This window comes from Pseudohalocynthiibacter sp. F2068, assembly GCF_023015645.1.
Taxonomy (GTDB): Bacteria; Pseudomonadota; Alphaproteobacteria; order Rhodobacterales; family Rhodobacteraceae; genus Pseudohalocynthiibacter; species Pseudohalocynthiibacter aestuariivivens.
The window spans coordinates 1-25,388 of the sequence record NZ_JALKAK010000008.1 but is presented as its reverse complement, the minus strand read 5'-3'; the positions used below and the strand labels follow the sequence as shown (position 1 = coordinate 25,388).

The 25,388-nt window shown below is 51.4% G+C and carries 24 protein-coding genes; 17 read left to right on the top strand and 7 right to left on the bottom strand.

Going from position 1 to position 25,388, the window contains the following annotated elements; genetic code table 11:
* Nucleotides 1–122: 122 nt before the first annotated feature.
* From MWU63_RS10665 to MWU63_RS10630, 8 genes are all read left to right on the top strand, one after another.
* Nucleotides 123–701: an OsmC family protein gene (locus MWU63_RS10665; RefSeq protein WP_213889533.1), complete on the top strand. Its 579-nt coding sequence runs from the start codon at nt 123–125 to the stop codon at nt 699–701.
* 233 nt (nt 702–934) lie between these two features.
* Nucleotides 935–1,072 carry a hypothetical protein gene (locus MWU63_RS10660; protein WP_213889531.1) on the top strand — a complete coding sequence of 46 codons (138 nt, stop codon included), beginning with the start codon at nt 935–937 and terminating at the stop codon, nt 1,070–1,072.
* A 49-nt stretch (nt 1,073–1,121) separates the two neighbouring features.
* Nucleotides 1,122–2,366: an NAD(P)/FAD-dependent oxidoreductase gene (locus tag MWU63_RS10655; protein WP_213889530.1), complete on the top strand. Its 1,245-nt coding sequence runs from the start codon at nt 1,122–1,124 to the stop codon at nt 2,364–2,366.
* A gap of 12 nt (nt 2,367–2,378) precedes the next feature.
* Nucleotides 2,379–3,554 (top strand): NAD(P)/FAD-dependent oxidoreductase, encoded by a 1,176-nt coding sequence (locus tag MWU63_RS10650; protein WP_213889528.1) that lies wholly within the window; start codon nt 2,379–2,381, stop codon nt 3,552–3,554.
* 172 nt (nt 3,555–3,726) lie between these two features.
* Nucleotides 3,727–4,587, top strand: a complete 861-nt coding sequence (locus MWU63_RS10645; protein ID WP_213889526.1) for an alpha/beta hydrolase — start codon at nt 3,727–3,729, stop codon at nt 4,585–4,587.
* 41 nt (nt 4,588–4,628) lie between these two features.
* Nucleotides 4,629–5,000, top strand: coding sequence for a group 1 truncated hemoglobin (locus MWU63_RS10640; RefSeq protein WP_246531718.1), 372 nt, complete (start codon nt 4,629–4,631; stop codon nt 4,998–5,000).
* The gene (locus MWU63_RS10635; protein ID WP_213889524.1) at nt 4,990–6,045 is read left to right on the top strand and encodes an adenylate/guanylate cyclase domain-containing protein; all 1,056 of its coding nucleotides are present in this window, start codon (nt 4,990–4,992) and stop codon (nt 6,043–6,045) included. Before MWU63_RS10640 ends, MWU63_RS10635 begins: the two co-directional genes overlap by 11 nt.
* A 20-nt stretch (nt 6,046–6,065) precedes the next feature.
* Complete coding sequence (locus MWU63_RS10630) at nt 6,066–7,517, top strand: ATP-binding protein (protein WP_213889523.1); 1,452 nt, start codon at nt 6,066–6,068, stop codon at nt 7,515–7,517.
* 95 nt (nt 7,518–7,612) lie between these two features.
* Here MWU63_RS10630 and MWU63_RS10625 read toward each other — a convergent pair whose 3' ends face one another.
* Both MWU63_RS10625 and MWU63_RS10620 read right to left on the bottom strand, forming a co-directional pair.
* Nucleotides 7,613–7,921 (bottom strand): hypothetical protein, encoded by a 309-nt coding sequence (locus tag MWU63_RS10625; RefSeq protein ID WP_213889521.1) that lies wholly within the window; start codon nt 7,919–7,921, stop codon nt 7,613–7,615.
* Between the two features lie 179 nt (nt 7,922–8,100).
* Nucleotides 8,101–8,700 (bottom strand): GNAT family N-acetyltransferase, encoded by a 600-nt coding sequence (locus tag MWU63_RS10620; protein WP_213889520.1) that lies wholly within the window; start codon nt 8,698–8,700, stop codon nt 8,101–8,103.
* 240 nt (nt 8,701–8,940) lie between these two features.
* Here MWU63_RS10620 and MWU63_RS10615 point away from each other — a divergent pair, with 240 nt between their 5' ends.
* Entirely contained in the window at nt 8,941–9,204 is a 264-nt protein-coding gene (locus tag MWU63_RS10615; protein ID WP_213889519.1) for a hypothetical protein, read from the top strand.
* Nucleotides 9,205–9,322: 118 nt separating this feature from the next.
* Here MWU63_RS10615 and MWU63_RS10610 read toward each other — a convergent pair whose 3' ends face one another.
* The 3 genes from MWU63_RS10610 to MWU63_RS10600 form a co-directional block, all read right to left on the bottom strand.
* On the bottom strand, nt 9,323–10,090 hold the full coding sequence (locus tag MWU63_RS10610) for a hypothetical protein (protein ID WP_213889518.1): 768 nt from the start codon (nt 10,088–10,090) through the stop codon (nt 9,323–9,325).
* The gene (locus tag MWU63_RS10605) at nt 10,087–10,824 is read right to left on the bottom strand and encodes a hypothetical protein (protein WP_213889517.1); all 738 of its coding nucleotides are present in this window, start codon (nt 10,822–10,824) and stop codon (nt 10,087–10,089) included. Before MWU63_RS10605 ends, MWU63_RS10610 begins: the two co-directional genes overlap by 4 nt.
* Before the next feature lie 68 nt (nt 10,825–10,892).
* On the bottom strand, nt 10,893–11,639 hold the full coding sequence (locus MWU63_RS10600) for a putative 2OG-Fe(II) oxygenase (protein ID WP_213889516.1): 747 nt from the start codon (nt 11,637–11,639) through the stop codon (nt 10,893–10,895).
* A gap of 724 nt (nt 11,640–12,363) precedes the next feature.
* Here MWU63_RS10600 and MWU63_RS10595 point away from each other — a divergent pair.
* The 8 genes from MWU63_RS10595 (at nt 12,364) to MWU63_RS10560 (ending at nt 22,912) form a co-directional block, all read left to right on the top strand.
* Entirely contained in the window at nt 12,364–13,401 is a 1,038-nt protein-coding gene (locus MWU63_RS10595; RefSeq protein ID WP_247077845.1) for a hypothetical protein, read from the top strand.
* Nucleotides 13,402–13,716: 315 nt separating this feature from the next.
* A complete protein-coding gene (locus MWU63_RS10590; RefSeq protein ID WP_247077843.1) occupies nt 13,717–14,865 on the top strand; it encodes a site-specific integrase in 1,149 nt (382 codons plus the stop codon).
* Nucleotides 14,849–15,592, top strand: coding sequence for a hypothetical protein (locus MWU63_RS10585; protein WP_247077841.1), 744 nt, complete (start codon nt 14,849–14,851; stop codon nt 15,590–15,592). Before MWU63_RS10590 ends, MWU63_RS10585 begins: the two co-directional genes overlap by 17 nt.
* An 82-nt stretch (nt 15,593–15,674) precedes the next feature.
* On the top strand, nt 15,675–15,842 hold the full coding sequence (locus MWU63_RS10580) for a helix-turn-helix domain-containing protein (RefSeq protein WP_247077839.1): 168 nt from the start codon (nt 15,675–15,677) through the stop codon (nt 15,840–15,842).
* A 1-nt stretch (nt 15,843) separates the two neighbouring features.
* Complete coding sequence (locus MWU63_RS10575) at nt 15,844–18,720, top strand: virulence-associated E family protein (RefSeq protein WP_247077837.1); 2,877 nt, start codon at nt 15,844–15,846, stop codon at nt 18,718–18,720.
* A 332-nt stretch (nt 18,721–19,052) separates the two neighbouring features.
* Complete coding sequence (locus MWU63_RS10570; RefSeq protein WP_213889502.1) at nt 19,053–19,628, top strand: hypothetical protein; 576 nt, start codon at nt 19,053–19,055, stop codon at nt 19,626–19,628.
* A gap of 255 nt (nt 19,629–19,883) precedes the next feature.
* Entirely contained in the window at nt 19,884–21,683 is a 1,800-nt protein-coding gene (locus MWU63_RS10565) for an NAD(P)/FAD-dependent oxidoreductase (RefSeq protein WP_247077834.1), read from the top strand.
* Nucleotides 21,684–21,874: 191 nt separating this feature from the next.
* A complete protein-coding gene (locus MWU63_RS10560; RefSeq protein WP_247077833.1) occupies nt 21,875–22,912 on the top strand; it encodes an IS110 family transposase in 1,038 nt (345 codons plus the stop codon).
* Between the two features lie 326 nt (nt 22,913–23,238).
* On the opposite strand, the gene MWU63_RS10555 is transcribed toward MWU63_RS10560, so the two are convergent.
* The gene (locus MWU63_RS10555) at nt 23,239–23,571 is read right to left on the bottom strand and encodes a nuclear transport factor 2 family protein (protein WP_213891475.1); all 333 of its coding nucleotides are present in this window, start codon (nt 23,569–23,571) and stop codon (nt 23,239–23,241) included.
* Nucleotides 23,572–23,610: 39 nt separating this feature from the next.
* Nucleotides 23,611–25,047 carry an FAD-binding oxidoreductase gene (locus tag MWU63_RS10550; RefSeq protein ID WP_247077831.1) on the bottom strand — a complete coding sequence of 479 codons (1,437 nt, stop codon included), beginning with the start codon at nt 25,045–25,047 and terminating at the stop codon, nt 23,611–23,613.
* Nucleotides 25,048–25,388: the final 341 nt, after the last annotated feature.

Genomic DNA, 25,388 nt, shown 5'->3' with positions numbered 1-25,388 from the left:
CCGAGGTCTAGAACAACGTTATAGCCAAAGCGGCAAGGCCAACCTCCCTAAGCCCCCGCTGTCTTTGGTTTTAACAGCCCTCAAGGCTAACCCTGAAACAGAGACCCAAGGATACGAAAATCATGAACACAGCAGTTATGGAAAAACCTGAAAAAGTCGCAATCAACGGCGTTGATGTCCCAACACTACTGGCCACTATTGGCGCAGTTGGCGCACAGCCTGAGCTTGCTCAGTTTACCTTCCGCGCAAATTCAAAATGGCTGGCAGGTACGCACAGCCAGGCACGCATCAACGGCTTTAGCGGTGCTGGCGGAGACCACACACGCGTTGAAGATTTCGTTGTCGAAGGCGATCACCCAAGCGTTTTGTGTGGCGGTGACGCGGCACCTGCTCCAGTGGAGTATCTTCTTTCAGCACTGGCAGCATGCATTACAGCCGGTATCGGCAACATCGCGTCAGCCCGTCAAGTCAAACTAACATCCGTCGAAACAACGGTCGAAGGCGACATGGATATGCAGGGCATTCTTGGCCTGAATGACGAAGTGCGCAACGGTTTCAACAACATCCGTGCCAGCTTCAAAATCGCAGGCGACGCACCATCTGAAAAGCTTCAGCAAATTGTAGAGCAATCCATGGCCCGTTCGGCTGTGCTCGACGTGCTGACCAATGGCGTCAAAGTCAACGTTGATATTGCTGCCTAACTCAGATCGGGCGGGCGCTTTTCGCCGCCCGCCCACTCACGAAAAGAGACTAGATATGACACTGAAAGAACTCGCAAACCAAACATTTCCAAGATGGAAGAAACCCATCTCAGTCGACTTCGGCCCTATCCGAAATACGCTAGGCAAAAGGGCTAAAACCAAACTCTCCATGCCAACGATATTGCCATCCAAGACAGACGGTTGGATCGTTTGAAATTTTGAAAGGAATCCGAATGTCACGTTTTACAAAAAGCAACGATAACGCCGCCAATGAAATGAATGCAGTTTCACGGTCAGCGAAAACCGCAAAGATCATCACGCCAAACCCAAAGCAGTTGGTGCGCGAATTTTTGGGCGATTTCTGCGCCTGACCCACCTCGGGCTGAACTATTCCACCTCAAACTTAACAGGACAAATCTCGTGATACGCAAAACAGATGTCATCATTATCGGAGCTGGCCAGGCGGGGCTTGCGACAAGTCGTTGCCTGACTGATCTGGGCATAGATCACGTCGTGTTTGAGCGCGGTGAGATTGCTCAAAGGTGGCGCACAGAACGCCGAAAAAACCTTCATCTCCTGACACCAAACTGGATGACGAGACTTCCATCATGGTCTTATGTTGGCGCTGATCCTGATGGCTTCATGCACAAAGACGATGTTGTTCAGCTCCTTTCTGACTACAGCGATGACTTTGCCGCACCTGTCCAATGCAATACCGAGGTGCGCTCGGTTTCGCTTTCTGAAAACGGATACAGAGTTATCACTGACACTGCTTTCTGGATGGCAAAGTCAGTGGTTATTGCGACGGGGGCCTGCGACAAACCGCTGGTTCCGGAATTCGCGCGATATATCCACCCTTTAATTCGCCAAGTTACCCCGGATCGCCTAGACGATATCAGTGAAATTTCGCACAGCGGGATACTTGTTGTTGGCGCGTCTGCAACCGGTATCCAACTGGCAGACGAACTGCTGCGCGGCGGGTGCGATGTAACCTTGGCTGCAGGCAGCCATGTCCGGACTCCACGTCGGTACCGAGGGCGCGATATCATGTATTGGCTTGATCAGAGTGGTGTCCTTAGCGAGTTAAGAGACTCTCAGGCTTCGTTGAAATCGGTGCTCCATCATCCGTCCTTTCAGTTGGTTGGCAGTGCTTTGAATCGCGACCTTGATTTAGGTTCAATCTCACGTCGCGGTGCTAAAATTGTCGGACGGGTCACAAGCATGAGCGGTCGTCGGGTCTTCGTCTCAAACACGCTCTCAGCGTCAATTGACGCAGCTGACGCCCGTCAGAAAAGATTGCTAAGTCGCATCGATCATTACATCGAATCGCACGGCATTGATGTGCCGGTGGAACCAGTGATTGCACCAATCAAAATTCGCAGTGACGAAAGCCTTATCAACCTTGCTGAGCGCGGGATCAAAACGATCATCTGGGCAACGGGTTACAAACGTGAATACCTTTGGCTGAACGTCCCTGTGAAAACCGCAAAGGGTGAAATTGATCAGGCAGGCGGTGTCACCTCGGCACCCGGCCTCTTTACCATGGGACTTCCGTTTATGCGCCGGCGCAATTCGACCTTCATTGATGGGGTTGGTGCTGATGCACATGAAATCACGAAATTTATCGCGGCGCATCTGGGTCTCAGATCCACGCGTGCAGCCTGAAAGGACAAAACGATGAGACATCTCGGCCCATACTTGCCACATTATGATGCAATCATTGTCGGCGCACGCTGTTCCGGGGCCGCGACGGCAATGTTGCTGGCCCGCAAAGGCGCTCGTGTTCTTCTTGTTGACTGGGCAAGCCCCGGCACGGATACAATGTCGACCCATGCGCTGATGCGCGGTGCGGTTATGCAACTTAATCGCTGGGGTGTGCTGGGCCGGATCATTGCGTCGGGAACACCGGCAATTCGCACCACGACGTTCCAGTATGGATCAGAGGTAATTCCACTGAATTTGAAACCGTCCCACGGTGTTGATGCGCTTTACGCACCTCGCAGAACCGTTCTGGACAGCGCACTTGTCAACGCGGCCAGAGAGGCAGGGGTCGACATTCGCTATGGGGTCTCGTTTCGTGATGTGATCCGGAATGACCAAGGGCGCGTGGCTGGCGCAATTCTGGATGCGCACCACTTGGGAACACATCACGTATCTGCAGATATCGTTATTGGTGCGGACGGGCGGCGGTCGACTGTTGCGCGGCGTGTCGAGGCACAAACCGAACGCCTGTCGGAAAATGCCATCTCATGCGCCTACGCATACTATGAGGGGATCGAAGATCAAGGTTCTCACTGGCTATATTCGCAGGGTTTGGGCGCTGGAAAAATTCCGACAAATAATGACCAGCATTGTGTCTTTGTCGGGCTGCATCGCGCAAGGTTTCTGAATCAGGTGCGCGGCGAAAACGTTGCGAAGCAAATTGCGTTCATCGCTGCGGAGATTGATCCGGCATTTGGCGAGGTAATCGGCGCGGCGCGCCTATGTTCAAAGCCAATATCGTTTGTTGGGCAAAAGGGCCATTTCCGAAGGTCATGGGGGCCGGGTTGGGCATTGGTTGGCGATGCTGGATATTTCAAAGATCCAATCACAGCACATGGGATTACCGATGCGTTTCGGGATGCCGAAATCCTCGCCTCAGCGGTTGGTCAAGGAACTGTAGAAGCGCTGACAGAGTATCAGCGTGTCCGAGACTCTCTTTCGGCTGATCTGTTTTCGGTCACCGATCAGATTGCCAGCTTGCGTTGGTCGTTGCCTGAATTGCAGCAGATGCACTTGCGTCTCAATGACGTAATGAAACAAGAGCAGGACTGGATGGCAGAGAAGTATCCAAGCCCTCGTGTCGCAGCATAGGGTTCACCGAAAATCAGGCCGTTAATAGCGTTTTAAGGTGTGCATTCCGCAAACAAAAACACCCCCTGAAACATTTGAAACATATTCGGGCGTTGCAGGACATCAGGCTGAAACACGCAATCTTTAACAGGGCGTCAGACAAAGGAAATGACGCTTAGAAAGGATTGCTCAGATGACTTTTATGTTCACACCAAAGCCAGAAATCAGCTTTACCGAAAGCGGTGAAGGAACACCCGTTGTGTTACTGCATGGGTCTGCGAGCAATTCAAAACAGTGGCGTAGTCTGGCAGAGTATCTTAATGGGCGTTTTCGGGTGATCTGTCCGGACCTGCCGGGATACGGACGTTCAAAAGGCGGTGCCGGAAACCGGGTTATGACGCTTGAAGAAATTGTAAGATTGCTGGAGCCAGTCTTCGACCGTTACGACGATCCGGTACATTTGGTTGGCCATTCCTTTGGAGCGGCGGTCGCGCTTAAGGCAGCAAGAATGCATCCCGGAAAGGTGCGCAGCCTGACCATGATTGAGCCGGCGGTTTTCAATCTGGTTTGGGCAAAGCATGGTGTTCTGAGCGCTAAAACCAAACAATTTGTAAGCGCCGCCCGCTCGTCCCAGATCGCGCTTGAAGAAGGCGATGCATGGAGTGCTATGCGCATTTTTCTGGATTTTTGGAATGGCGAAGGGTCGTGGGGCCGCACCAGTTTCTCGTTGCGTCAAAAGCTCGCAACATGTGCTGCGCAAATTCAGGATGATTTTTCAGCGCTGGTGATGGACAAGTTTACCGATCTGGATGCAGCCGGTGTTGTATGTCCTGTTCTTAATGTGACCGGAGCAAATTCCCCGTCTGAAATGCGCATGATTTCCGAGACACTTCAGCAGTCATTACCCTTCATTCGCCATGAAGTAGTCGCGGGTGCCGGGCACATGTTGCCGATGACTGACCCGCATCTGACCGACCCGATGATTGGTGAATTTCTTGAACAAGTGGATTTTGGGTGGCAGGATGCAAAGAACGAGGTCCTGATTGCGGCTTAGCGCAGCCGGGCCGTCTCAAATCCTAGTGGGGACAGGATATTTTGGAACAAACTCTATTTGAAAAATACGGTGGCTTTTCTGCAATCAGCAGGATTGTTCTGTCGCTCTATGACAGATTTTTGGATGACGATGATATTGGTCCTTTTTTTGATGATGTTGAACTGCCAAAACTGATCGACCACCAGACAAAATTTATCTCTGCGATTATGGGGGGGCCCGCAACCTTTTCTGACACTCACATAGAGCGCGCGCACGTGCATCTCGTCATTACGGACTTGCATTTTGATAAGCTGAAAGAGCTTGTTGATGAAACATTGACGGAATTCAGTATTGCGGCGGAAGATATTGAAATTGTTCTGGCTGCCTTTGAGGAACGACGCCCCTTGATTGTTAGGACAGTAAATGTCGATTGAGGCAATTAATGAACAGTTGCTTCGGGCAATTGGTGTTGGTGTCGCTCTGGTTGATCTTGAAACATTGTCCCTTCGTTTCAAGAACGACACTTTCGTTGAATGGTTTGGCGAAGAAGATCCCGCAGCGAAACTGGGTGATCTTTTCCCGGCGCTTGATATCGAGGCGCTAACCATTGCGATAAACGACGGAGGGCGCCACACCACTGAGGCGTCGTTCAAGTTACGTCGACGCACGATGACAGTTGCCATGGAGTTTAACCGGGCGATCAACGCGTCTGAAAAGATAGTTGTTCTGGTTTGCCAGAACATCACGCGTATCAAAGAGTTGGAATCGATGATCGACAGCTATTCGATGATGGTCGAACGCAACACGCTTGAAATCAAACGCGAGAAAGAACAGGTTGAAAAGCTGCTTTTGAACATGATGCCGCGCGCGGCATATGAAGAGTATAAATCATCCGGAATTGTTGCCCCACGCGTTTTTGATCCCGTTTCGGTTCTGACGCTTAACTTTGTTGGTTTCGACGATTTACTGAACGAACATGACCCAGGTGTAATGGTCAGTGAGCTCAACGACATTTACAGCGCGTTTGACAGGATCGGCGAACAGTTCGGATGTGAGCGTATTCGCACCAATGGTGACAGCTATATTGCTGTTTCCGGCGTGCCAGATCCAATGGCGGATCACGCATTTGCTGTCGCGAATGCGGCCGTAAGGTTTCTGCGGTATTTGGGCCAGCGCAATGCCAGCCACCCTATCAAGTGGGAAGCACGCATCGGCATCGCGACCGGTTCGGTTATCGGTTCCGTCGTTGGCGTGCAGAAATATATTTACGACGTATTCGGACCTGCAGTAACGAAAGCGCTGGAATTGCGCGGGTTCGCTGCGCCGATGACGATAACGGCAGACGAAACGACTGTTGAATTGCTGGACGGCCGTTTTGAGATAAACGCCTCTGAACCAGCCTTGCATGACGAAGAAAACCCGCAGCAAATCCTGAGTCTTTCTGAACGCAAAGAGCCGGCGTTGAAAAGTCAGATCTAGACGTGGTGCCTGATCAGAACATGAACCAGGATTTTGAACTTTTACTGCAGGACACTATCGCAGCACTAAGCGAAGGTGTTGCGATTTTTGATGCAGAGGCAAATCTGACCCTGGTAAATGACAGCTTCTGCGGGATGAACCGCGATATTGCAGAATTCCTTCGCCCGGGCCTGCGCTGGGACATTTACCTGAGAGAAGCGGAAAACCGGGGTGTCTTAACCCCTGATGCGCGAAGAGGTCTCGAGACAATTGAAGCGGATTTACTGGATGGTATTGATATTGATCATTCGGTGCAGGTGAATCTGAATTCAAGCAAAGCTCATCTGTTTCGCATCAAACCGACATCAGACGGTGGATTTATTCTCAGCCAGACAGAGGTTGTTGACTATTCTGCGCAAGCGGATGCTGCACGAGAGGCAGAAATTCTGCTTAGCAAAGTGCTGGAAGCCTGTCCAACAAGTTTGACTATGTCGCGTGTTGGTGACGGCAAGATTATTTATCGATCACCTGCGGCGCGCGCATTGTTGGGGTCAAACAAAAGTTGTTTTTCCCATTTCTCAAAACGTGAAGAACGCGCAGATTTTGTGACGGCGTTGCTACCGGATGCCAGGGTAGACGACATGCGGGTTACCGGTGTGCGTGCGGATGGAACAGAGTTTCCCGCGGCAATCTCTGCGCGCCTTATAGATTATCGCGGCGAGGACATGGTTGTTTCAAGTATGGACGATTTGACTGATGAACTTGCTGTCCAGTCAGAACTTGCCCAGCAAAGGCGCCAGATTTTTCAGGCCGAGAAAATGTCAGCGTTGGGTGAACTGCTGGCTGGGGTTGCGCACGAGCTGAACAACCCTCTGTCGATCATTGTTGGAAATGCGGAAATCCTGAAAGAGGATCTGGAAGGAACTAGTCAGGAAGGGCGGATCGGCAAACTTGGCAACGCTGCTGAGCGTTGCGTAAAAATTGTACGCTCTTTCTTGTCGATGGCTCGTCAGGAACCCTTGAATCCACAACCAGTTTCCTTGCGTGGGATTGTTGAGACAGCAAATGATGCGATGGCTTCAGTTGCGCCTGTCCCTCGTGTTCGTATCACCACTGACCTGCCCGGAAACCTTCCCCGTGTAATGGTCGACGAAGTTCAACTTGCACAAGTCCTGATCAACCTTCTAACAAATTCTGTCCACGCAATTCACGACGCGGGAATTGGGGATGCAATCGTCATTAAAGGTCAAAGAGAAGCAAAATCAGGCATGGTTTGCCTGACAATATCCGACAACGGTCCTGGGGTGGATGACGATATCGCGGGACGTATCTTTGACCCGCTGTTTACAACAAAAGAAGTCGGCAAAGGTACAGGGGTCGGGCTTGCATTTTGTCACAAGGTAATCGCGTCACATAATGGTATAATTCGGCTTGAACCCAAAACAGATGGCGGCGCAACCTTTAGTATCCGCTTGCCATATTTAACAGACTGATACTCATCTGAACTTCAGTATCACTTTGGACTAAAACGAAAATTAGGTTGTATGTTGAAGATGTCTTCCCGGTCCATTGCCGTCGCTTCACCCGATCAATTGTATGGAATGTGGAAAGTAGCAAAGTCATTCATTGGATGAACAAATGACTTTGTACTTTTGGTTGGGCCTTCTGATGCGCAGGCTGAAAAGAGTGTAACCAAGCTCATTGTGGCCGCCACTTTGACAAAGCCTTTTCCAAAAAATGAAATTGTTTTTTTGGCGGTGGCGTTGGCAAAAGACGTCGCGTCGACAAATAAACCCTTAGCTGCCTCCGCCCGGGCATTTCGGCCTGCCTGAATCGCAGCTTTTAAGTTGATTGTCCCGTCATTGAAAAAGAATCTTGGGTTGGTTTCATGTGTCATGTTCTTCATCCTCAGTTTGCGTTTGGATCGAGCGAGGCTGATTGTCCGCTGATCACGATTTGGTTGAGGCTTCTTATGAAGGACGCAGTTTTCAATCGTATTTCTGGAACGAATATTTGGCGTTTCGTTTGTATCAATGTTTGCATCGAAATTTCAGGTTTCTGACAATAAGATGAAGCTCATGCTGCGATCTTGGCGTGGGTATGTGGCAAACCCTGTGAAGCTGGGTCTGACTGGTTTAGCGCTTTTTTCAATTTCACCATTCTTGGATCAGCGAAGTTTGTGACGACTGAATATCCTGCACCTTTTGCCAAACGGACCATTGCGGTGTTTTCACGCAATGTTTCGGCTGTCATCTCGAGCACCCCGTTTATTGAGGCGTGCTTTTCCAGAAATTGAAGAAGTACAGACCCAAGGCCCCGTCCTTGCATTTCATCCGCAATCGATATTGCGAATTCACATTTTGCTGGATCAGTCTGATCACGAACGTACCTGGCTTCGGCAATCGTTCGGCGATGACCGTTCTCTTCATGTTCGGCAATCAATGCGTAATGTCTATCGTGTTTCGTATCGGCAAGTTGATGCAAAAGCTTTTCTGATATCTCGTGAACCGGGCTCATGAAGCGCCAAAAAAGCGTTGGTTTCGAAAGCCCGCGGAAAAACTCACGCAGAAGCCCAACGTCATTTTTGACAAGCCTTCTAATAGTGACACCTTCGTCAATCTTGACGGGCGAGCTGTCGCTGCTGCGTGTTTCATTCCAAAAGATTTCACCGAACATTTTTAAGCTCCATCAAAAATTGATGAAGCCATTCTTTAGATGTCGTGTTTCAGCTTGATTTCGGCAGGTGCTGAAAATTGTTTCAATTGTGAAAAGCAGGTAGCCACGCGCTAATGCGAACCAGATGCTCTAGCTCCAAATGCACACAGCACTTAGATGCGCATCTGTGACACTAATAAAACTCGAAGTTGTTACACTCTCAAAAAAATGCAAAGCTTTGCTAAGCTAAGGGGGATACCAATGTCAAAAAACTTGAGAGAACGTGCAGAAATTACGGCGAGAGAAGTTCAGGATATTCTTGGGGTTTTGCCAGGCGACCATTCAAAAGAAGTCGCAGATGCTGTCGAGCACGCGATCATTCGGGCATTGATTGAAGAGCGAGAGCGCTGCGCTACTATTGCGCAGCAATGTCACGAAGGCGATGCCCAAAAAGCAGAGCGCGTAGCGGATGAAATCAGAAGAGTCCGCTCGGTACTGATTTCCAACCTTTCTGCGATGCGGTAATCATCAGCTAAGAAATCGGGTTGAGACATTTCCAGGTCTCTCTGCCGAAATGGCAGATCTTAATATTGTGAAAGTACGGATCGCGCTCGTTCTACGACAAAAACATTCTATCTGAGCGTCAACTCGCCTTAGCTTCGGGGCCATCCCTTACAATTTTGGCTGTTAGTTTTGGCACTAGTATTTTTCCGGGGCGGCTTCTCTCCGCCTCGGCAAACATGGGGCCTACATTGCGGCCATATGACGATACGTCGTCAACCCTGCTGAGTTGGCGTTTAAGCGCTGGCGTCAGGGACGCCTCAACAATTCGCGGAGATACGGACGGGTCGTCATAAATTGCCATAAGATAGGCCAACGGCTCGCCACGTTTCAGGACCCAATCGCGTTGCTTGTCATGCCACTCCAAAACGGCGTTCAACGGACGGGGCCAGGCACGCAATGGAAATCTGCCGCATACCAGCGAGCCGGGCCAGTTGCGAAAATCCGGCGACAGGAAAGGTGGCATTAATTGCAACGAACAGGGTTCGTCCGAGATCATCACAAGGTTCATTGCGAGTTGGCAGGCTGGTACATCGGGATCACGCTGCGCTGTCGGTGCAATAGGCGAAACCAGGCCGCGAAACGCATTCACGCTCATAGAGCCGGGCTCGTCAATCAGCCTAAAGCCCGCCTGCCCGTTTTGCCCACGCCCCAGGCGTATGCGCATGTTAAACGGACTACGGACAACAAAAACCCGATTTGCCAAAGCGCCATCCTGTGCGAATTCCGGGAAAAGTGTGCTTAGCCCCACTTCGTCGGTTTTGCTCAACGGTTCAGGCGCAAAGAATGCGAGTGCCGCTTGCGGGGATGAATTGCGCCACCCCAGAAGAACTTCGCGTTTCCCGCTCATGCGTCGACCGATAGGGGTGTTAAAAGTTTTGCAGGTCGTCGTTCGCTGGCTTTCATCCACAACTCCTCAATTTGATTGGTCAATTGGTGGACGCCGTCCATTCCGGCACGGTACTCGGCCAATTCATCCGTCAACTCTGCTTCAATCAATTTTGGGCGTTTGTTGGGGTCGTTGAATTCGAACATGGCATAGGCCAGCGGCTCACCCTGCCGGATGATCAATTCTTCGTCGATCTTGTCCCACTCCAGCGCCCACGTGATATTTTGCGGCCAATTTGTAACAGGATAGCTTCCCGCTACGACAGTACCCGGCCACTGGCGCAAGCTTGGGGACAGAAAGGGAGGCAAGATTGAGGCAGCGCAAGGTTCGTCAGTTACGAAAAAGAAGGGTAACTTCATCCTTAATACGGGTTTATTTGGATCGCGCCAGCGTTCTGGCGGTTCAGCACTGACCAGCGATTTTAGAACGTTGGGTTTTGCGAATGTGCCAGTTGAATTAATCCGAAAATCCAGTTTACCACTCGCGATTGACAGGCTCATGCGCAGGGCAATCGGTGACGGAATTTCAATCAACTGACGCTCAATCGTGTTAACAGCAGGGCAGTTTTGAATCGCCCGCATCCCAAGCGCTTTTGAGCGGCTTTCAAACACCGTGCGCGGCGGTTGAAAGGCGAACCCACCCCGATCCTCTAAAAGGCAATACCCGATATCGCAGTATTCGGCTTTCGCGTACATGCATTGTCCTTTATGCGTGTTTGGCGATGCGTTGTGTAATCCAATGCGTCATCGCGGTTTTGTCTGACCTAGTCATTGAGTGACAGCGGCGTACCGCTTGTGACGGTTCCAGCTCTTCCCACATGAGTTCCGGTGAAGCCTGCCGGATCGTCCATCACGATATGCATTCCATCAGCACCGGGACGCCCACCAAGGTCGAAGTCTTGCAGAAAAATGTCGAAAGCCAGCGTGATCCTTTCGCTGTCGCCATTGTGCGGTGACGTTTCATGCATGATCGTACTGGGGAAAAGTGTCAGTAAGCCGGGCTCGTTTTGAATTGGCACCTGCATTTTTGGCGATGGCGCACCGCGATACAGATAGGGCGGATAATAAATTGTTTGGGTGTCTTCACAGGCAACGGTTAGATTCCCTGAAACGAAGGCATAAGGTGATTGGTCATGGCAATGGGGGGCAAATTTTCCGCCACCGCGAACCACATTTGCCCATCCCTGAACATAACATTTACGCCGTGAGATATTAAGAGCCGAGAGATATCCGAGATATGATTTTCTGACGAATTCCTGAAACTGGCGCATTGGCGGCTCGTTCCAGGTGAAGGTGTTAAAGCTATGCCAGCGCGAGGTTAGTCCATCATCGATACCTGCGATCGGTTTGGCCTTAATTTCTTGTTTCAACTCTGGTTCACGCGCCAGAACGATCTTGCGTATTCCAGCCAGCGTTTCTGCATCACTCAGCTTCTCGATCCCCAGCGGTATTTCCCAGATGGGTGCAAAAGGAGATTGCGCGGGTGGTGACTTTAAGCGCTTGAGCGGCATTTCTTCAGTCCAATAGTTATGTGTCAAAAGTCGATAACTCACGGTTCTACCGTGACGCCTATTTCTGAAAGAGTGTAACGCCTGACGGGGGAGTGGCTAATCAAAACATCGTGGCACAAAGTGATCAGCTTTTGACGTGAGCGTTACCAGGTGAACGCAAAAACTGTTAAGGACGCCGCCGGCTCAATGCAACTATTGATTGAGAGACAGTAAAGTTGATATGGTTGGCGAATTACGATTTGGGTGCACCGGATTGCGCGCCCAGATCTTGGTTGGAAAGCCCCTAAACATCGACGTGACGTACGGGCGCTACTAATTTTTTGACCCAACTATTTGACCCAACTAAGTGAGCGCTAACCAAACGGATGTCTCCAATACGCGTTGCAGGATTTCAATTTTCTTCAATATGCAAGAGAGACAGAACCCGACAAGCACTGATTGCTGGTATTGTGTGGCTTCAAACAGTTCTAGAAATCACGCAGTCGCATCGCAAAGCGTTTTAATTTTTCAAAAATGTTCCATTCAAAATTACATCTCGGGACTGATAAAAGAAATAGCGGTGTGCAGAAGTGTCTGCTCGGAATTATCAAAAGATTTTGAATATTGATCCCGCCCCTTAGGAAAACTAACCGCTCTGTATAGCAACTTTTGGAAACACAATTTCCATTTTTCCGCCTTATTTCCGGGTATTAACAAGATTGGGCACTTGCAGTGAGACTGAACCATGCGAATTACTTTATTGATAAGCGATACTGTTGCGCTTGTGACAGGTGTTCTGGGATTGCTTCTAACCTACCTGCTTGCCCGCGCCAGTATCGGGTGGCTCAGATATTCTGAACTACCGAATGGTGCGCTTATAGGGGTACTTGCAGCGGTTTGTTTTTTGTTTGCTCTCATGTTTCTGCTTCCTGGCTTGCATGCCAAAGCTTTGCGCTGGTTCTATCCTCTGTGGAAAAGAATGGGTTTTGTAATTCTAACCTTTAGTTGGGTAGCATTTCTTTTTACTTCAATTTTTGTCGTCTATAATAGCGGTAATTTACCGTTTCAGGAACATATCAAAGGTGAAACCCTGCTGTATGGCCTTCTGGGTTTCCTGGCTTTGTTTATCGTAGCCTTCATCTTGCCGGGATTTGCCTTTTGGCAATTCAAAGACTTTCAACCAAAGCGTGTGGTGGTCGATCAAAACCAACGGTGTGAAAGGCTAGGTAGGCAAACCAGTTTCTTAACTATTTTTACCAGCGTAACTTGGCTCTGCGCATTTTTTTCGCTCGGCTACTTCATCAAATTTGGCGAAACCTACGCTCGTTATGTTTTTCTTCAAGAAAGTTACGTTCGGATCGTACCCGTCGCAATTGCATTTTTTCTGATTTCACTTCCGGGTACATTGAGCAGCCGGGTCGTTGATACAAACGGTAAGGTCACTAAGTCACGTAGAAAGAATGTTTTGCTAACAATTGCAGCGATCCCTACAAGTTTCGTGTTCGCTTATGGTTCACAGGCAATAATCTGGCCAAATGTTTATAATGGCATATTCGAAACTGAAGAGGCCGAGATTATCTATGTTGTCACAAAGAAACTTCAGGGACGGCGCTGTAGGTCAGCAGTGAGCCTAAGGCATCCTGAACATGAGAGGCATTCGTTCCGAGTGTGTGGTTTAGACAGTGATTTTTGGAATGCATTGGAGGTCAACGACACAATTACAGTTTCGGGAAAACTTAGCCGATATGGCCATACATTTTCTGAGATAAGGGCCACGTTTTAACAACCGCCACAAATAAATTGCAGAGAGGTAGACCTTTAGCAGGCGGTGTCAACGAAACAGTAAATGAGAACCTGAGATATTAATGAATAGTCCGATTGATAGATATCAGTACTACCAATAATCTGAATTAGATCATAATAATATATCAGTAAAATTGGTGCCCAGAAGAAGCATTGAATAGATAACCCAAGGTGCACCACTGATACTTTTTTACTAAGCTATTTCAGTCATTTATAAGAATCTACTGTTTCAAACTATTTCAATTTGTTCCGTCCTATACCACATATTGGGGTGGACAATGGGGTGGACAGAGTAATGAGGGCATTGAACAAACTTTCAGCTGCACAGGTCAAGAACGCTGCGCCTGGCAAACACTCAGATGGCGGTGGTCTATGGCTTCACAGAAGACCTGACGGCGGCTCCCAGTGGTTTCTTCGGGTGACCATCCACGGCAGGCGTCGAGAGATGGGCCTTGGTAGCCTTACGTATGTTTCGTTGAAAGAAGCGAGAGAGACTGCTGAGAAATGGCGCGCCGTTGCACGACAAGGCAAGGACCCCATCAAAGAGCGCGAGAAGGAAAAACGCTTGGCGGCAAGAGCGGATCACACACTAGCCATAGTCGCCGCAGAAGCTTTCGAGGCGCGCAAGGCCGAACTCAAGGGCGATGGTAAAGCGGGGCGCTGGTTCTCCCCTCTCGAACTTCATATTCTGCCGAAGATTGGTCAGGTTCCCATCGAGGAAATCGATCAGCAGGACATCAAGAATACCTTGGCGCCGATTTGGCATGCGAAGGCCGACACCGCACGCAAGGCGATGAACCGGCTCGGCATCGTCATGCGTCACGCAGCAGCGATGGGCTTGAATGTCGACGTTCAAGCGACCGAGAAAGCAAAAGCCCTGCTCGGAAAATCACGTCACAAACCGAAACACCTCCCTGCCCTCGACTGGCGCGAGGTACCTACATTCTACGCGAGCCTTGATGAGGGCACTGTTACACATCTGGCTTTGCGCCTTCTTATCCTCACCGCCGCGCGTTCCAGTGAGATTAGGTTCTGCAACCTATCGGAAATTGAAAATGACACCTGGATCATCCCCGCCGAACGGATGAAAACTGGAAAGGAGCACCGTATTCCGCTTTCTAAAGAGGCCATGGCTGTCGTTGAGCAGGCCAAGCCGTTCGAGCGCGGTGGTTTCCTCTTTCCAAGCGTGAGAAAGGGTGTGATCTCGGACGCAACCATGTCCCGTTACATGGAGCGCAGAGGCATGAAGGCGCGCCCTCACGGTTTCCGCTCCAGTTTCCGAACATGGTGCGCCGAGGCGACGGACACGCCCCGAGAGGTAGCTGAGACGGCTCTTGCGCATGTTGTTGGCGGCAGCGTCGAACGCGCATATCGGCGAACAGATTATCTAGATCAACGCCGCGTACTGATGGAACGGTGGGCAGATCATGTCACAGCTGTCTAATCAACCGGACCTGGTAGCTGAGTGGTGGGATGGTTTCGGCGTCCCGCTGGTGAAAGCTCTCACCTCCATCCGAAAATGGGGGCTAGAGGGCAATCCAGAAACGCCTAGGACAGTTGGGGCCCACGAGTTTAAGGCGCGCGTCGAAGGGTGGATGACCTTCGATGGGAATAGTTACTACGTGGCAGAGGGTTGGGCCGAGATTATTGCCGACCAGGCGACGGGCCCAAAAGATGGTAGCGGGCAGCAATCCGGTTCAACTGTAGCCTACGATCTGGCATGTCAGATTGCATTGCAAAACAAGCTGGTGGGCGCAGACATGCCTGAGTGCCTTTTTCAGTTCCGGCCTGATCAGGCACAACGCCCTGAAAGACCAAGTAGTGTTGGTGAAGACGGAGAAAAACGAGTTTTTCGGAACATTTTGGCTTGGTGGGGCGTTCAGCGAGGAGTGGATATTGGGTTGAAAGCGGAGAACAATCGCGGTGACGAAATCAAGTACAATCGAGTGGACGATCTTCCCTCCGCTTGCGAACTGGTCACTGAGGCTTTCCACAAAGCTGGATGGCGAGAAATCACCCACAATATGATTGTTACGACCTGGCAACCACACCGATACGGCGGCGAAAAAGACCATCGGAAGCTCGAGAAAAAGAGCAATACCGCTGCGTATTTTTCAATCTTTCGGCAACTTGATCAACTGATTAAAGATTTCTCGTCCAAAGAGGATTAGCCCCCCACCCGAATTGTTTTGTACGAGTTGTCCGTTCCTAACGTGCCAAATATTGCCCCAAAGCAATTCGTGGAGCACCGAAATGACTAAACTACTCACCTTTCGCGAGTTACGGGACGTTCTTGGCGGGCGTGGTAGAAGTAGCGTGTATAGAGATATTGCTGCGGGTCGCCTTCCTGCGCCGGTCAAAATAGGCGGGCGTCTTTATTGGCGTGACAGCGAAATCAACGCTTTTCTCGCGGAGCTGTGAGATGGGGCGTGAGAATACCACCACCGATCATCCCCCAATCCGTGTGAGCGCAGTAGCTTATGACGCTCCTGTCGGAAAAAAGCTCACGTTAGCCCAAGACGGTGAGACTGTCCTTAAGGAAGCGGTCCTTGAAATGCGCGCGACGATCGGGCGATTGAGAAACCAAGGGTTTGCGACCGCCAAAGACGCTTTTGAGTATCGGTTAGAAGCCGATCCTAGCACGATGTTCCTTACGGGCACGTTTGACCCGGTGTTAACTGAAGCGGGCGTCGTGCCGGAGGGCCGACTTTCGCGGCTGCAGGCCGAGGATTTGGAACCAATGGTCGCCGCGACTGGGGAGCATCTCGCATTCCGGGAAGGCCCAGGGCTGATCAGCATCGACATAGATGTGAAATCCCGCGAAGAGGTTTCAGCAATCTACCCTGACGAAGAAATGCCTGTGTTTAAGACCGCGGACGTAGTTCTTGACGCCTTGTATGACGTATTGCCCGAGGCGCGAGATTGTCCAGTGCTGGTCATGCCCAGTTCAAGTAGCAAGATTGAGCGTGTGTCGAACGGTGCGTTGGTCAAGGGCCCTGGAGGATGGCGTGTAGTTCTAGCTACGAGTGACGCCAGCCAAACCCCCCGCATTCTTCAGGCAATCCACATACGCTGCTGGGCGCGCGGTTTTCATCGTTTTGCGTTCATTTCAAAGGGAGGGCAATTTCTTCCACGAAGCCTAGCTGATCAAGCTCTCGCGCGGCCAACACAGCCAGACTATCCAACTGCCGTGTTGGGTGAAGGGCTACAAAAAACGCCAGGTGCGCACATTATTCGGCATGTCGACGTGGAATTGTTTGATCCTGCCTCGGTCGAGGTATCGCTCGAAGACCAACATGCGGCAACCGCAAACCTCAACGAGGCACGGGTGGCTCTCAAGCCAGAACAATCGAAAGCAAATACACGGCGCAAGGCGGAGTACGAGAAAGACTTAATTGACCGCGGGGTTCCTAAACCGGCGGCAGAACGGGCTGCCACAGTAAAAGTGGAAAAAGGTCTTCTTCTGGGGTCAGATTATGTTGTGTTCGACAGTGGGGAATTGGCTTCCGTTAGCACGCTGCTTTCTCCTGAAGGTGAAAAATACGACCTGCGTGTCTGCCTCGATCCGATCGAACCAGACTATGATGGCGGTCGCGCAGTAGGAAAGTTTTACTGGAACAACGGCGATGCGCCAGGCGTCCACAGCTTCGCACATGGCAATCGATTTTATACGATGCGCCACGACGTGGAAAGCGCCACCGCTGCAATTGCAGCGGCCGCTGGCGACAACAGTACCATCGTACATGCGCTTGCGTTGTCAGAACTTTCGGAACTCGAGAACAAGACGGTTGAGCGTGACGTAGCCATTGCTCTAGGTCTCGGAAACAGCAGGCGGGAACTACGCACAGAGGTGACACGCGAACGAGATCGTATCTACCAGTCAGTTGGCCACGACGAGGGGCACGATGAAGGTTGGGCCTTCGATGATAGTCCGCGACCGCTTAACGAACCGTTGCCAACCACTTCATTCCCGCAGCGTCGCCCCTTGGCAAGTGGAACTGTAGCGCTCCTTGATCACCAAGCCAACCTCGCGCACATGCTAGATGGCTATGGGATCAAGTACCGGTACAACCTGATCACCAAACAAATGGAGTGGGCGCACCCAAATATCCCGAACCATGGTGACAATGCGGAGACCGGACTTTACTCGCATCTTCTGAGCTCAGCAGCTTTAAACAGTCTGCCCGACAAGAACCTAGACACCCACTTGGTCGCACTTGGTGACACTAACGCGTACAACCCGGTGACTGACTACCTGTCAGGGTTGCCCTGGGATGGCATTCCTCGGATCGAAAGGATTGCTTCCCAACTGAACGCGAGCAACCCCCAGGTTGCTTCGATCGCCGTTCGCAGGTTTTTAATCCAAGCCTGTGCCGCCGCTGACTACGCGAAAGAGGCCAAATCATTGAATGAGAACATCGAAGCTCACTTCGAATACGTCCTCGTTCTGGTCGGTGCACAGGGGCAAGGCAAAACGAAGGGTCTTCGCAAACTCCTTCCACGCGCACTGCGAGCGGTTTACCGCGAAAGCCTTGTTCTCAACACGTCGGACAAGGATAGCTTAAAAAGGGCGCTGTCGTGCTGGATTGGAGAGCTAGGTGAATTGGACGCGACGTTTGGAAAGTCCGCTATATCGCATAAGAAAGCGTTCCTATCTCAAAGCGAGGACGAAATCCGAGCGCCCTATGCCAGGAAGTCATCTCGCTACGGTCGACGTACCGTTTTTGTCGGCACAGTGAACGAGGAAAGCTTTTTAGCGGACGAAACCGGGAACCGGCGCTACCTGCCAATCTCGGTCGGTAAGCTGGATGTAGAGTGGTCCGACGAAGAACTGGACCAACTCTGGGCCGAGGCGTGGCACCTCTATACCACCGGTGAGCAATGGTGGCCGACTGAAGAAGAGGAGCAAACACTTAAGGAAAACGCGGAGAAATATCGTATTCGCACCGAAGTAGAAGAGCGCATTGAACGGCACTACGCATGGGGGCAGCGCCCTGAAGAAAAGTGTGCGCGATTGAAGGCAACCGAAATATACCACGATGTTATGCCGCTTTCCGCGCGCCCTCCAAGTGAAAAAGAAGTGAAAACGATTGGTTCAAGCCTCAAGCGCCTATGGGAGGGCTCCGGTATCACCGAAAATCGTGCGGGTCAGCTCGTGGTGCGGAACTCGGCAGGATATCCTGTGAGTATCAATGCACCAAGCGGAAAGAACCGTGGATGGCTGCTACCACCGAAGCGGAGCGAAGCAAGCAGCCCGGCCGTGATATCCGCTTTAAGAGCCGCACAACAGCATGATTAGAATGTACTGGCGAGCCGAGGGACACTTAGCAGGCCTCTTCGACGCCTTTTAAGATGCGCTCTCTTGGGTTTTTGGCTTGCAGAGTGGGTAGTAGGTGCAGGGGTGCAGGGGTAGTTCATTAGAAATAGTTGAGTGAAAAAGAGAGTGTCTTTGAAGATATACTCTTTTGAGAGTGAATGTTTGAAAAGATCACCCCTGCACCTGCTCCCCAAAAAATTCTCGAAAACTCTTTGGTTTTCCTCGTTTTTAGAGCAATATAGTTGACAATGTTAATGATTTCGAGGGAGCCCGTTATCCATACACACTCTTTCAAACGTTTTTGTGATGACACGATGCAATTGCGCATTAAGCAGGTCACTGATGCTGGACTGGATACAGGCAGTGGCACGTTGCCCATCGCTGATATCAAACCCGGTCTGACCTTCAACGCATGGGTCGAAGGGCACAGCGATTATATAATTATCACCGTCCACGCCGGTTGGGGCGACACGGTTCAAGGCGTGGCACTCACAGAGACGCCTTGCCACTACGGCGGCACTAGGCAGTGGTTCGTTTGCCCAGACTGTCGTCGTCGCTGTGGGGTGCTCTATATCAACCGTCGAATAGGCTGCCGGTCCTGCCACAATCTCGCCTACGCCAGCCAATACGAGGCGCCACGGGAACGCATGCGTCGGCAGCTTTTGAAAATCCGCAAGGTCATCGGCGCCGGTATGGAAATTGGCAACCCATTCAACCCGCCACCTAAGGGCATGTCGACGAAACGGCATTTGGCCCTAGTTGAAGAGTACAAGACGTTACGGGAAAAGTACTGGCGGGAATGTGAGTACTCGAGACGTTGGCGAGACAACCGACCGAAGACGATAGACTGGAAGCTTGGCGTGAGAGTGCCCTCGTCACGGTTAAATTGAACAGTTCGGGCACATAGCTGCCGTTGATGTAAGCTGCAGCGAATGGCCGGATTGAGCCCAAAGTGCCAAATTCTGCGACGTGGACGAAGGTCGGCTTTGTCGGTAGGCTTTCTCATCGTAGGCTATCGGTGACGCACGATAGACGCATTAAGAACGCTTGGGACGAAGCTTTGTTTTATTGCGGTCATCTGGGGGAGATATATCGCATTCTTGCGCAACCGTAAGCCACACTGGATAGAGTAATGGGAGAAAATAATGCTCGACACCACGATTTCAGATCAAACTCAGGCGATTTTGGACGAATTTGGCGACGCGCTCGCGAAAGGCGATATCGCGCGCGCCTGCGACATGTTTGAGGATGATTGCTATTGGCGCGATCTTGTTAGTTTCACTTGGAACATCAAAACTGTTGAAGGAAAAGACCAAGTTGCAGACATGCTGTCGCATCAATTGGCAACGACAAAACCCAGTGCTTGGAAAATCGCGGATGGTGAGATCGCGGATGAAGACGGCGGCGTGACCACAGCATGGATCACGTTTGAAACCGAGATTGCGCGAGGTTATGGATTGATCCGCCTGAAGGGCGACAAAATTTGGACCCTCCTAACCACAATGGTCGAATTGAAGGGGCATGAGGAACCGGCTGGTTTCAACCGCGCCATGGGAGCAAAGCATGGCGCAGGAAAGAACCGTGCCACATGGGCCGAAGAGCGCGCCCGCGAAGAGGCCGAGCTTGGCTACGACACCCAACCCTATTGTGTGATCATCGGCGGGGGTCAGGGCGGCATTGCGATGGGCGCACGCTTGCGTCAGCTTGGCGTCCCGACCATCATCGTGGAACGGAACGAACGACCCGGTGACAGCTGGCGGAACCGCTACAAGTCTTTGTGCCTGCATGATCCGGTCTGGTATGACCACCTGCCTTACATCAAATTTCCTGACAACTGGCCTGTCTTTTCACCCAAAGACAAGATCGGTGACTGGCTGGAAATGTACACCAAGGTCATGGAACTCAACTACTGGACGCAGACAACGGCCAAGTCTGCCAAATTTGATGAGGCTAAAGGCGAGTGGACAATCGTTGTGGACCGGAACGGCGAAGATATCGTACTGAAGCCCAAGCAGCTTGTCATGGCGACGGGCATGTCCGGTAAGAAACGCATGCCCGAGTTTCCTGGCATGGATAAGTTCAAAGGGGTGCAGCAACACTCATCCGAACATCACGGTCCAGATGAATGGTCCGGCAAAAAGGTTGTTGTCGTTGGCTCGAACAACTCCGCCCATGACATTTGCGCAGCACTTTGGGAAGCGGATGCAGATGTCACCATGGTGCAGCGGTCATCTACCCATATCGTCCGGTCCGAAACCTTGATGGAGGTCGGCTTGGGCGATTTGTATTCCGAACGGGCCGTTCAAGGGGGTATGACAACTGAGAAAGCCGATCTGGTGTTCGCATCGCTTCCTTATCGCATCCTGCATGAATTCCAGATCCCTGCTTATGCGGCCATGAAAGAGCAGGACAAAGACTTCTACGACGGATTGGAAAAAGCTGGGTTCTGGTTGGACTGGGGCGATGACGAAAGCGGTCTGTTCATGAAGTACCTTCGGCGTGGGTCCGGCTATTACATTGATGTTGGGGCAAGTCAGCTGATCATTGACGGTGAAATCAAACTCAAACGCGGTCAAGTTGTTGAGCTGGACGAAACGGGCGTCATCCTTGATGACGGCACCCATCTGGAGGCGGACTTGGTGGTTTATGCGACTGGGTACAACTCGATGAATGGCTGGGTCGCTGATCTAATGGGCCAGGAAATGGCTGACACACTGGGGAAATGCTGGGGCCTCGGTTCAGACACCACCAAAGACCCCGGCCCGTGGGAAGGCGAGCAACGGAATATGTGGAAGCCAACGCAGGTCCCCAACCTATGGATGCATGGCGGTAATCTGCACCAGTCGCGGCATTATTCGCAGTTCTTGTCTTTGCAAATTAAGGCGAGGATGGAAGGTATTCCGACCCAGGTCTGCGGGTTGCAAGAAGTTCATCACCGTAGCTAACGCAAGACTTTTAGAGCAGAAGCGGTCTTTCGATCTTAGTTAGCGAGGGACCGCTTCGTCCGCACAACCGTCGTTCGACGGGCCTGCAGCGAAAGCCTGCTGTGAGCCCAGAGCATGCGTAATTGGGCTACCTCTGTTCTGAGGTCGAGCTCCCGATAGGATCACAGGATTGCTGTGAACAAGGGAGATAGATGATGGAATATTTTGTTGGACTGGATGTATCGCTGCGGTCATGCGCTCTTTGCGTCGTCGATACGAGGGGCAAGGTTGTCCTTGAACGTGAGCTGGCCTGCGAGGTTGATGACATCGCAGAGTGTCTTTCTCATTTTCAATATCCGATAGAACGCGTTGGCTTTGAAGCCGGAACGATGAGCCAACATCTTTACTTTGGACTGAAGGCAGCAAACTTTGATGTCGTTTGTATGGAAGCCCGGCAGGTGAACGCTGCCCTGTCAGCGATGAGAAACAAAACCGACAAAAACGATGCACGGGGCATCGCTCAGGTTCTGCGTACCGGCTGGTTCAGTCCTGTTCATATGAAGAGCCGCGAAGCCCATGGCCTTCGTGCGTTGCTGAGTACGCGCAAGGCACTGCTCAAGAAGACGATGGATTTGGCCAATGAAGCTCGCGGATTGCTGAAGATATTTGGCATTCGTCTACCCAAAACCGTCAAGCATGGCAGCTTTGATGGTGTCGTCCGACCTATGATCGAGATGGATGATGTTCTCGCACATGCCCTGGTGTCCCTGCTCGACGCAAGGGTGGTGCTTTATCAGCATTTTTTGGAACTGGATCGACGAGTCAAACGTGCGGCAAGCCACGATGAGGTCTGCATGAGATTGATGACCGTGCCTGGCGTCGGGCCAATCGCGGCACTGACCTTCAAAGCAGCTGTCGATGATCCTGCCCGCTTCAAACGGTCTCGAACAGTGGCGGCGCATTTTGGGCTGACGCCACGACGATATCAGTCGGGCGAGCATGACAATCCGGGCCGAATATCCAAAGCGGGCGACAGAGACGTTCGTGCAACCCTGTACGCGGCCCCCAATGCTCTGCTCATGCGAACAATGGCCGGATCACAGATCAAATCCTGGGGCATGCGATTGATGCGCACCAAGGGACGTCGTCGCGCCGTTGTTGCTGTTGCCCGCAAGCTGGCCGTCTTGCTGCACCGGATGTGGGCGGATGGTACGGAATTCCGTCCGGAGAAGGTGGAGGGCATGGCATGATCTGAACAGCCCGAAACCAACCCGAACGGGGTCGTCCTCACCGGACGAGGTCTGTGGATGAAGCCGAATATGGCTGCTGCGCAACCTGAAGCGCGTCTCTAAGCAAGGCTCTCCACTGCCAATCCGACACATGCATGCAGCGATGCCATCAACGCATCAACCAGACTGCGAAGAGAAGCGTGACCCGGATGAGCGACAAAAACCCAAAAGAAAGAAGGAAAACGAGCTTGACCCAAACACCCAATTAGAGAAGCGGACGTGTGCCACCGAATACAGTAGTCGTAGCGGTCACTTCCAAACTCGAGCCTATCGCAGGGGTCGGCTTTTCACTTCGCCAAGGGCGTTGCACCAGTCTCCAGTCTTGTGATCTTGCCGTCTAGAAGACTATACGAGGCTAGCACGGCTTCCCTCGTACCATCCGGATAATCATTTACCGAATGGACGACTAGAATATCGTCGTTTTCGTATAAACATCGACGATTACCCATATCTGCTCCGCCTGCACTCATCATTTTCCTTAGCATTTCGGAAATCTGAGGCTTGTTCATTTCCGTTCCGTTTTGATGGCGAACGAAGACGCAATCATCGGCCATCAAATCAATATATGCCTCAGCATCTCGGTTCTTTGTCGCGGCATCCAGTTTCTGAAAGATCGACATTTCGTCCTCCTGATTATTTCCCGTTATATGTGGCGCAGCTCATTCTGCTGCTTGTGGCAACCCGGCAGGTTTGATGTTGTGATTAAGCCGGAACAGGTTCCCCGGATCATACTTGGCTTTTACTCTGCTTAGGCGCTCCATGTTGCCGCCATAGGCGCCAGTGACGCGTTCAATTTCATCGTCAGGCATGAAGTTTACGTAGACACTGCCCGTCGAGTATTGGGCGGTATCGTCGAAGAGCTTGCGCGCCCATCCGATGCAGGCGTCATCGCCTGACGCATCCTCCCAACGCGTATGTACGTTCATTATAAAATGCGATGATCTTTGTGGATATGCCGTGGCATCATCTGCAACCCGAGCCATTGCACCTCCGACATGCGCAATGAAAACTTCACAGTTAGGGTCGGGCAATGACTGTATTGCGTTCAGAAGAACTGATACTGCTTCGCCTGGCAGCCCGTTAAAATCATGACTCTTCCAGTAGTTTCTCATGCCTGGTGTCAGCAAGGGATCAAAAGCTGTTTGCCAGCCTACGAAGGGAGATGGTCCAATAACGTCGGCTACGGGATTCCCGAGTGCACGCAGTTGTTTGAGTGCCTCTCCGCCATCTTCCTCATCGCCAATATAGCAAATAGCGAAAACAAGAACCTCCTTGCCATGCCAGTCTTCAGTAAGAAACGGCAGCGGGGGTGCTTTACGCATAACCACCCATATAGTGAGCTCATCCGGAGCTGAATTAGCGATCTTGCCGAATTCTTGCAGAAGTGACGGAGCGTCCTCGAGCGGATGTACTATCAAACCTGCCAGTACTTCCGGTCCTACGTCGTGAAGCTGGAACTCAAATGAGGTAACAATTCCAAAATTGCCGCCTCCGCCTCGAATAGCCCAGAACAAATCTGCGTTTTCATCGGCGCTCGCGCGAACTAACGCGCCGTCAGCGGTCACAATATCTACGGATATTAGGCTGTCTATTGTCATCCCGAATTTGCGCGTGATCCACCCAAATCCTCCACCTAGTGTCAATCCCGCGATGCCTGTCGTGGAATTAATGCCCATCGGCAAAGCCAAAGCATGAGATTGCGTCTCTTTGTCCACGTCGCCAAGGGATGCACCGGGCTCTACACGGGCCGTCTTCATGGTTGGATCAACACGGACTGAGCGCATCTGAGACAAGTCGATAAGCAACGCCCCCTCGGCAACGGCATGTCCGGCGATCTGATGCCCCCCCGAGCGAATAGCAACTAGAAGGCCGTTGTCACGGGCAAAGTTGACCGCACTTCGGACGTCGCTTGTACCCATTGCCCTGACAACAAGGCCAGGCTTTCGGTCCACCATCGCGTTCCATATTGTACGGGCTTCGTCATACTCACTGTCGCCGTCCGAGAAAACGCCGCCACGTAGCGATGCGGCAAGGTTTTCGATCGCTTCCGCATCGATACTCGTTACCTTACCGTCCAAAGTTTTAAGTCTAGTCATTTATGAGTCCCCCATTTGTAATGAAGGGTCCTCGCCTGGCACATGCCTCAGATACAGAATATTGTTCTTTGGCCTTCTATAACATATCCTGATGAGCTTGTTGAAAGAGAAAATATGGGTACGCCAGCCCCATCTGGTCTTGAACGTAAGGAGGCCTGCCAAAGTTCGCTTTGTCTGGGCGGTTTCAACGGATGAGCGCAACACTTTAGTCTTTTTGGAAAGATGGAGTGTTAGAGATGAAATATCGGACGCGGACGTTTTACACGGACAAACAGAAATCTGAGATGTGGGATCGGTGGCAGCGCGGCGAGTCGATGAGTTCGATTGGACGGCATTTCAAT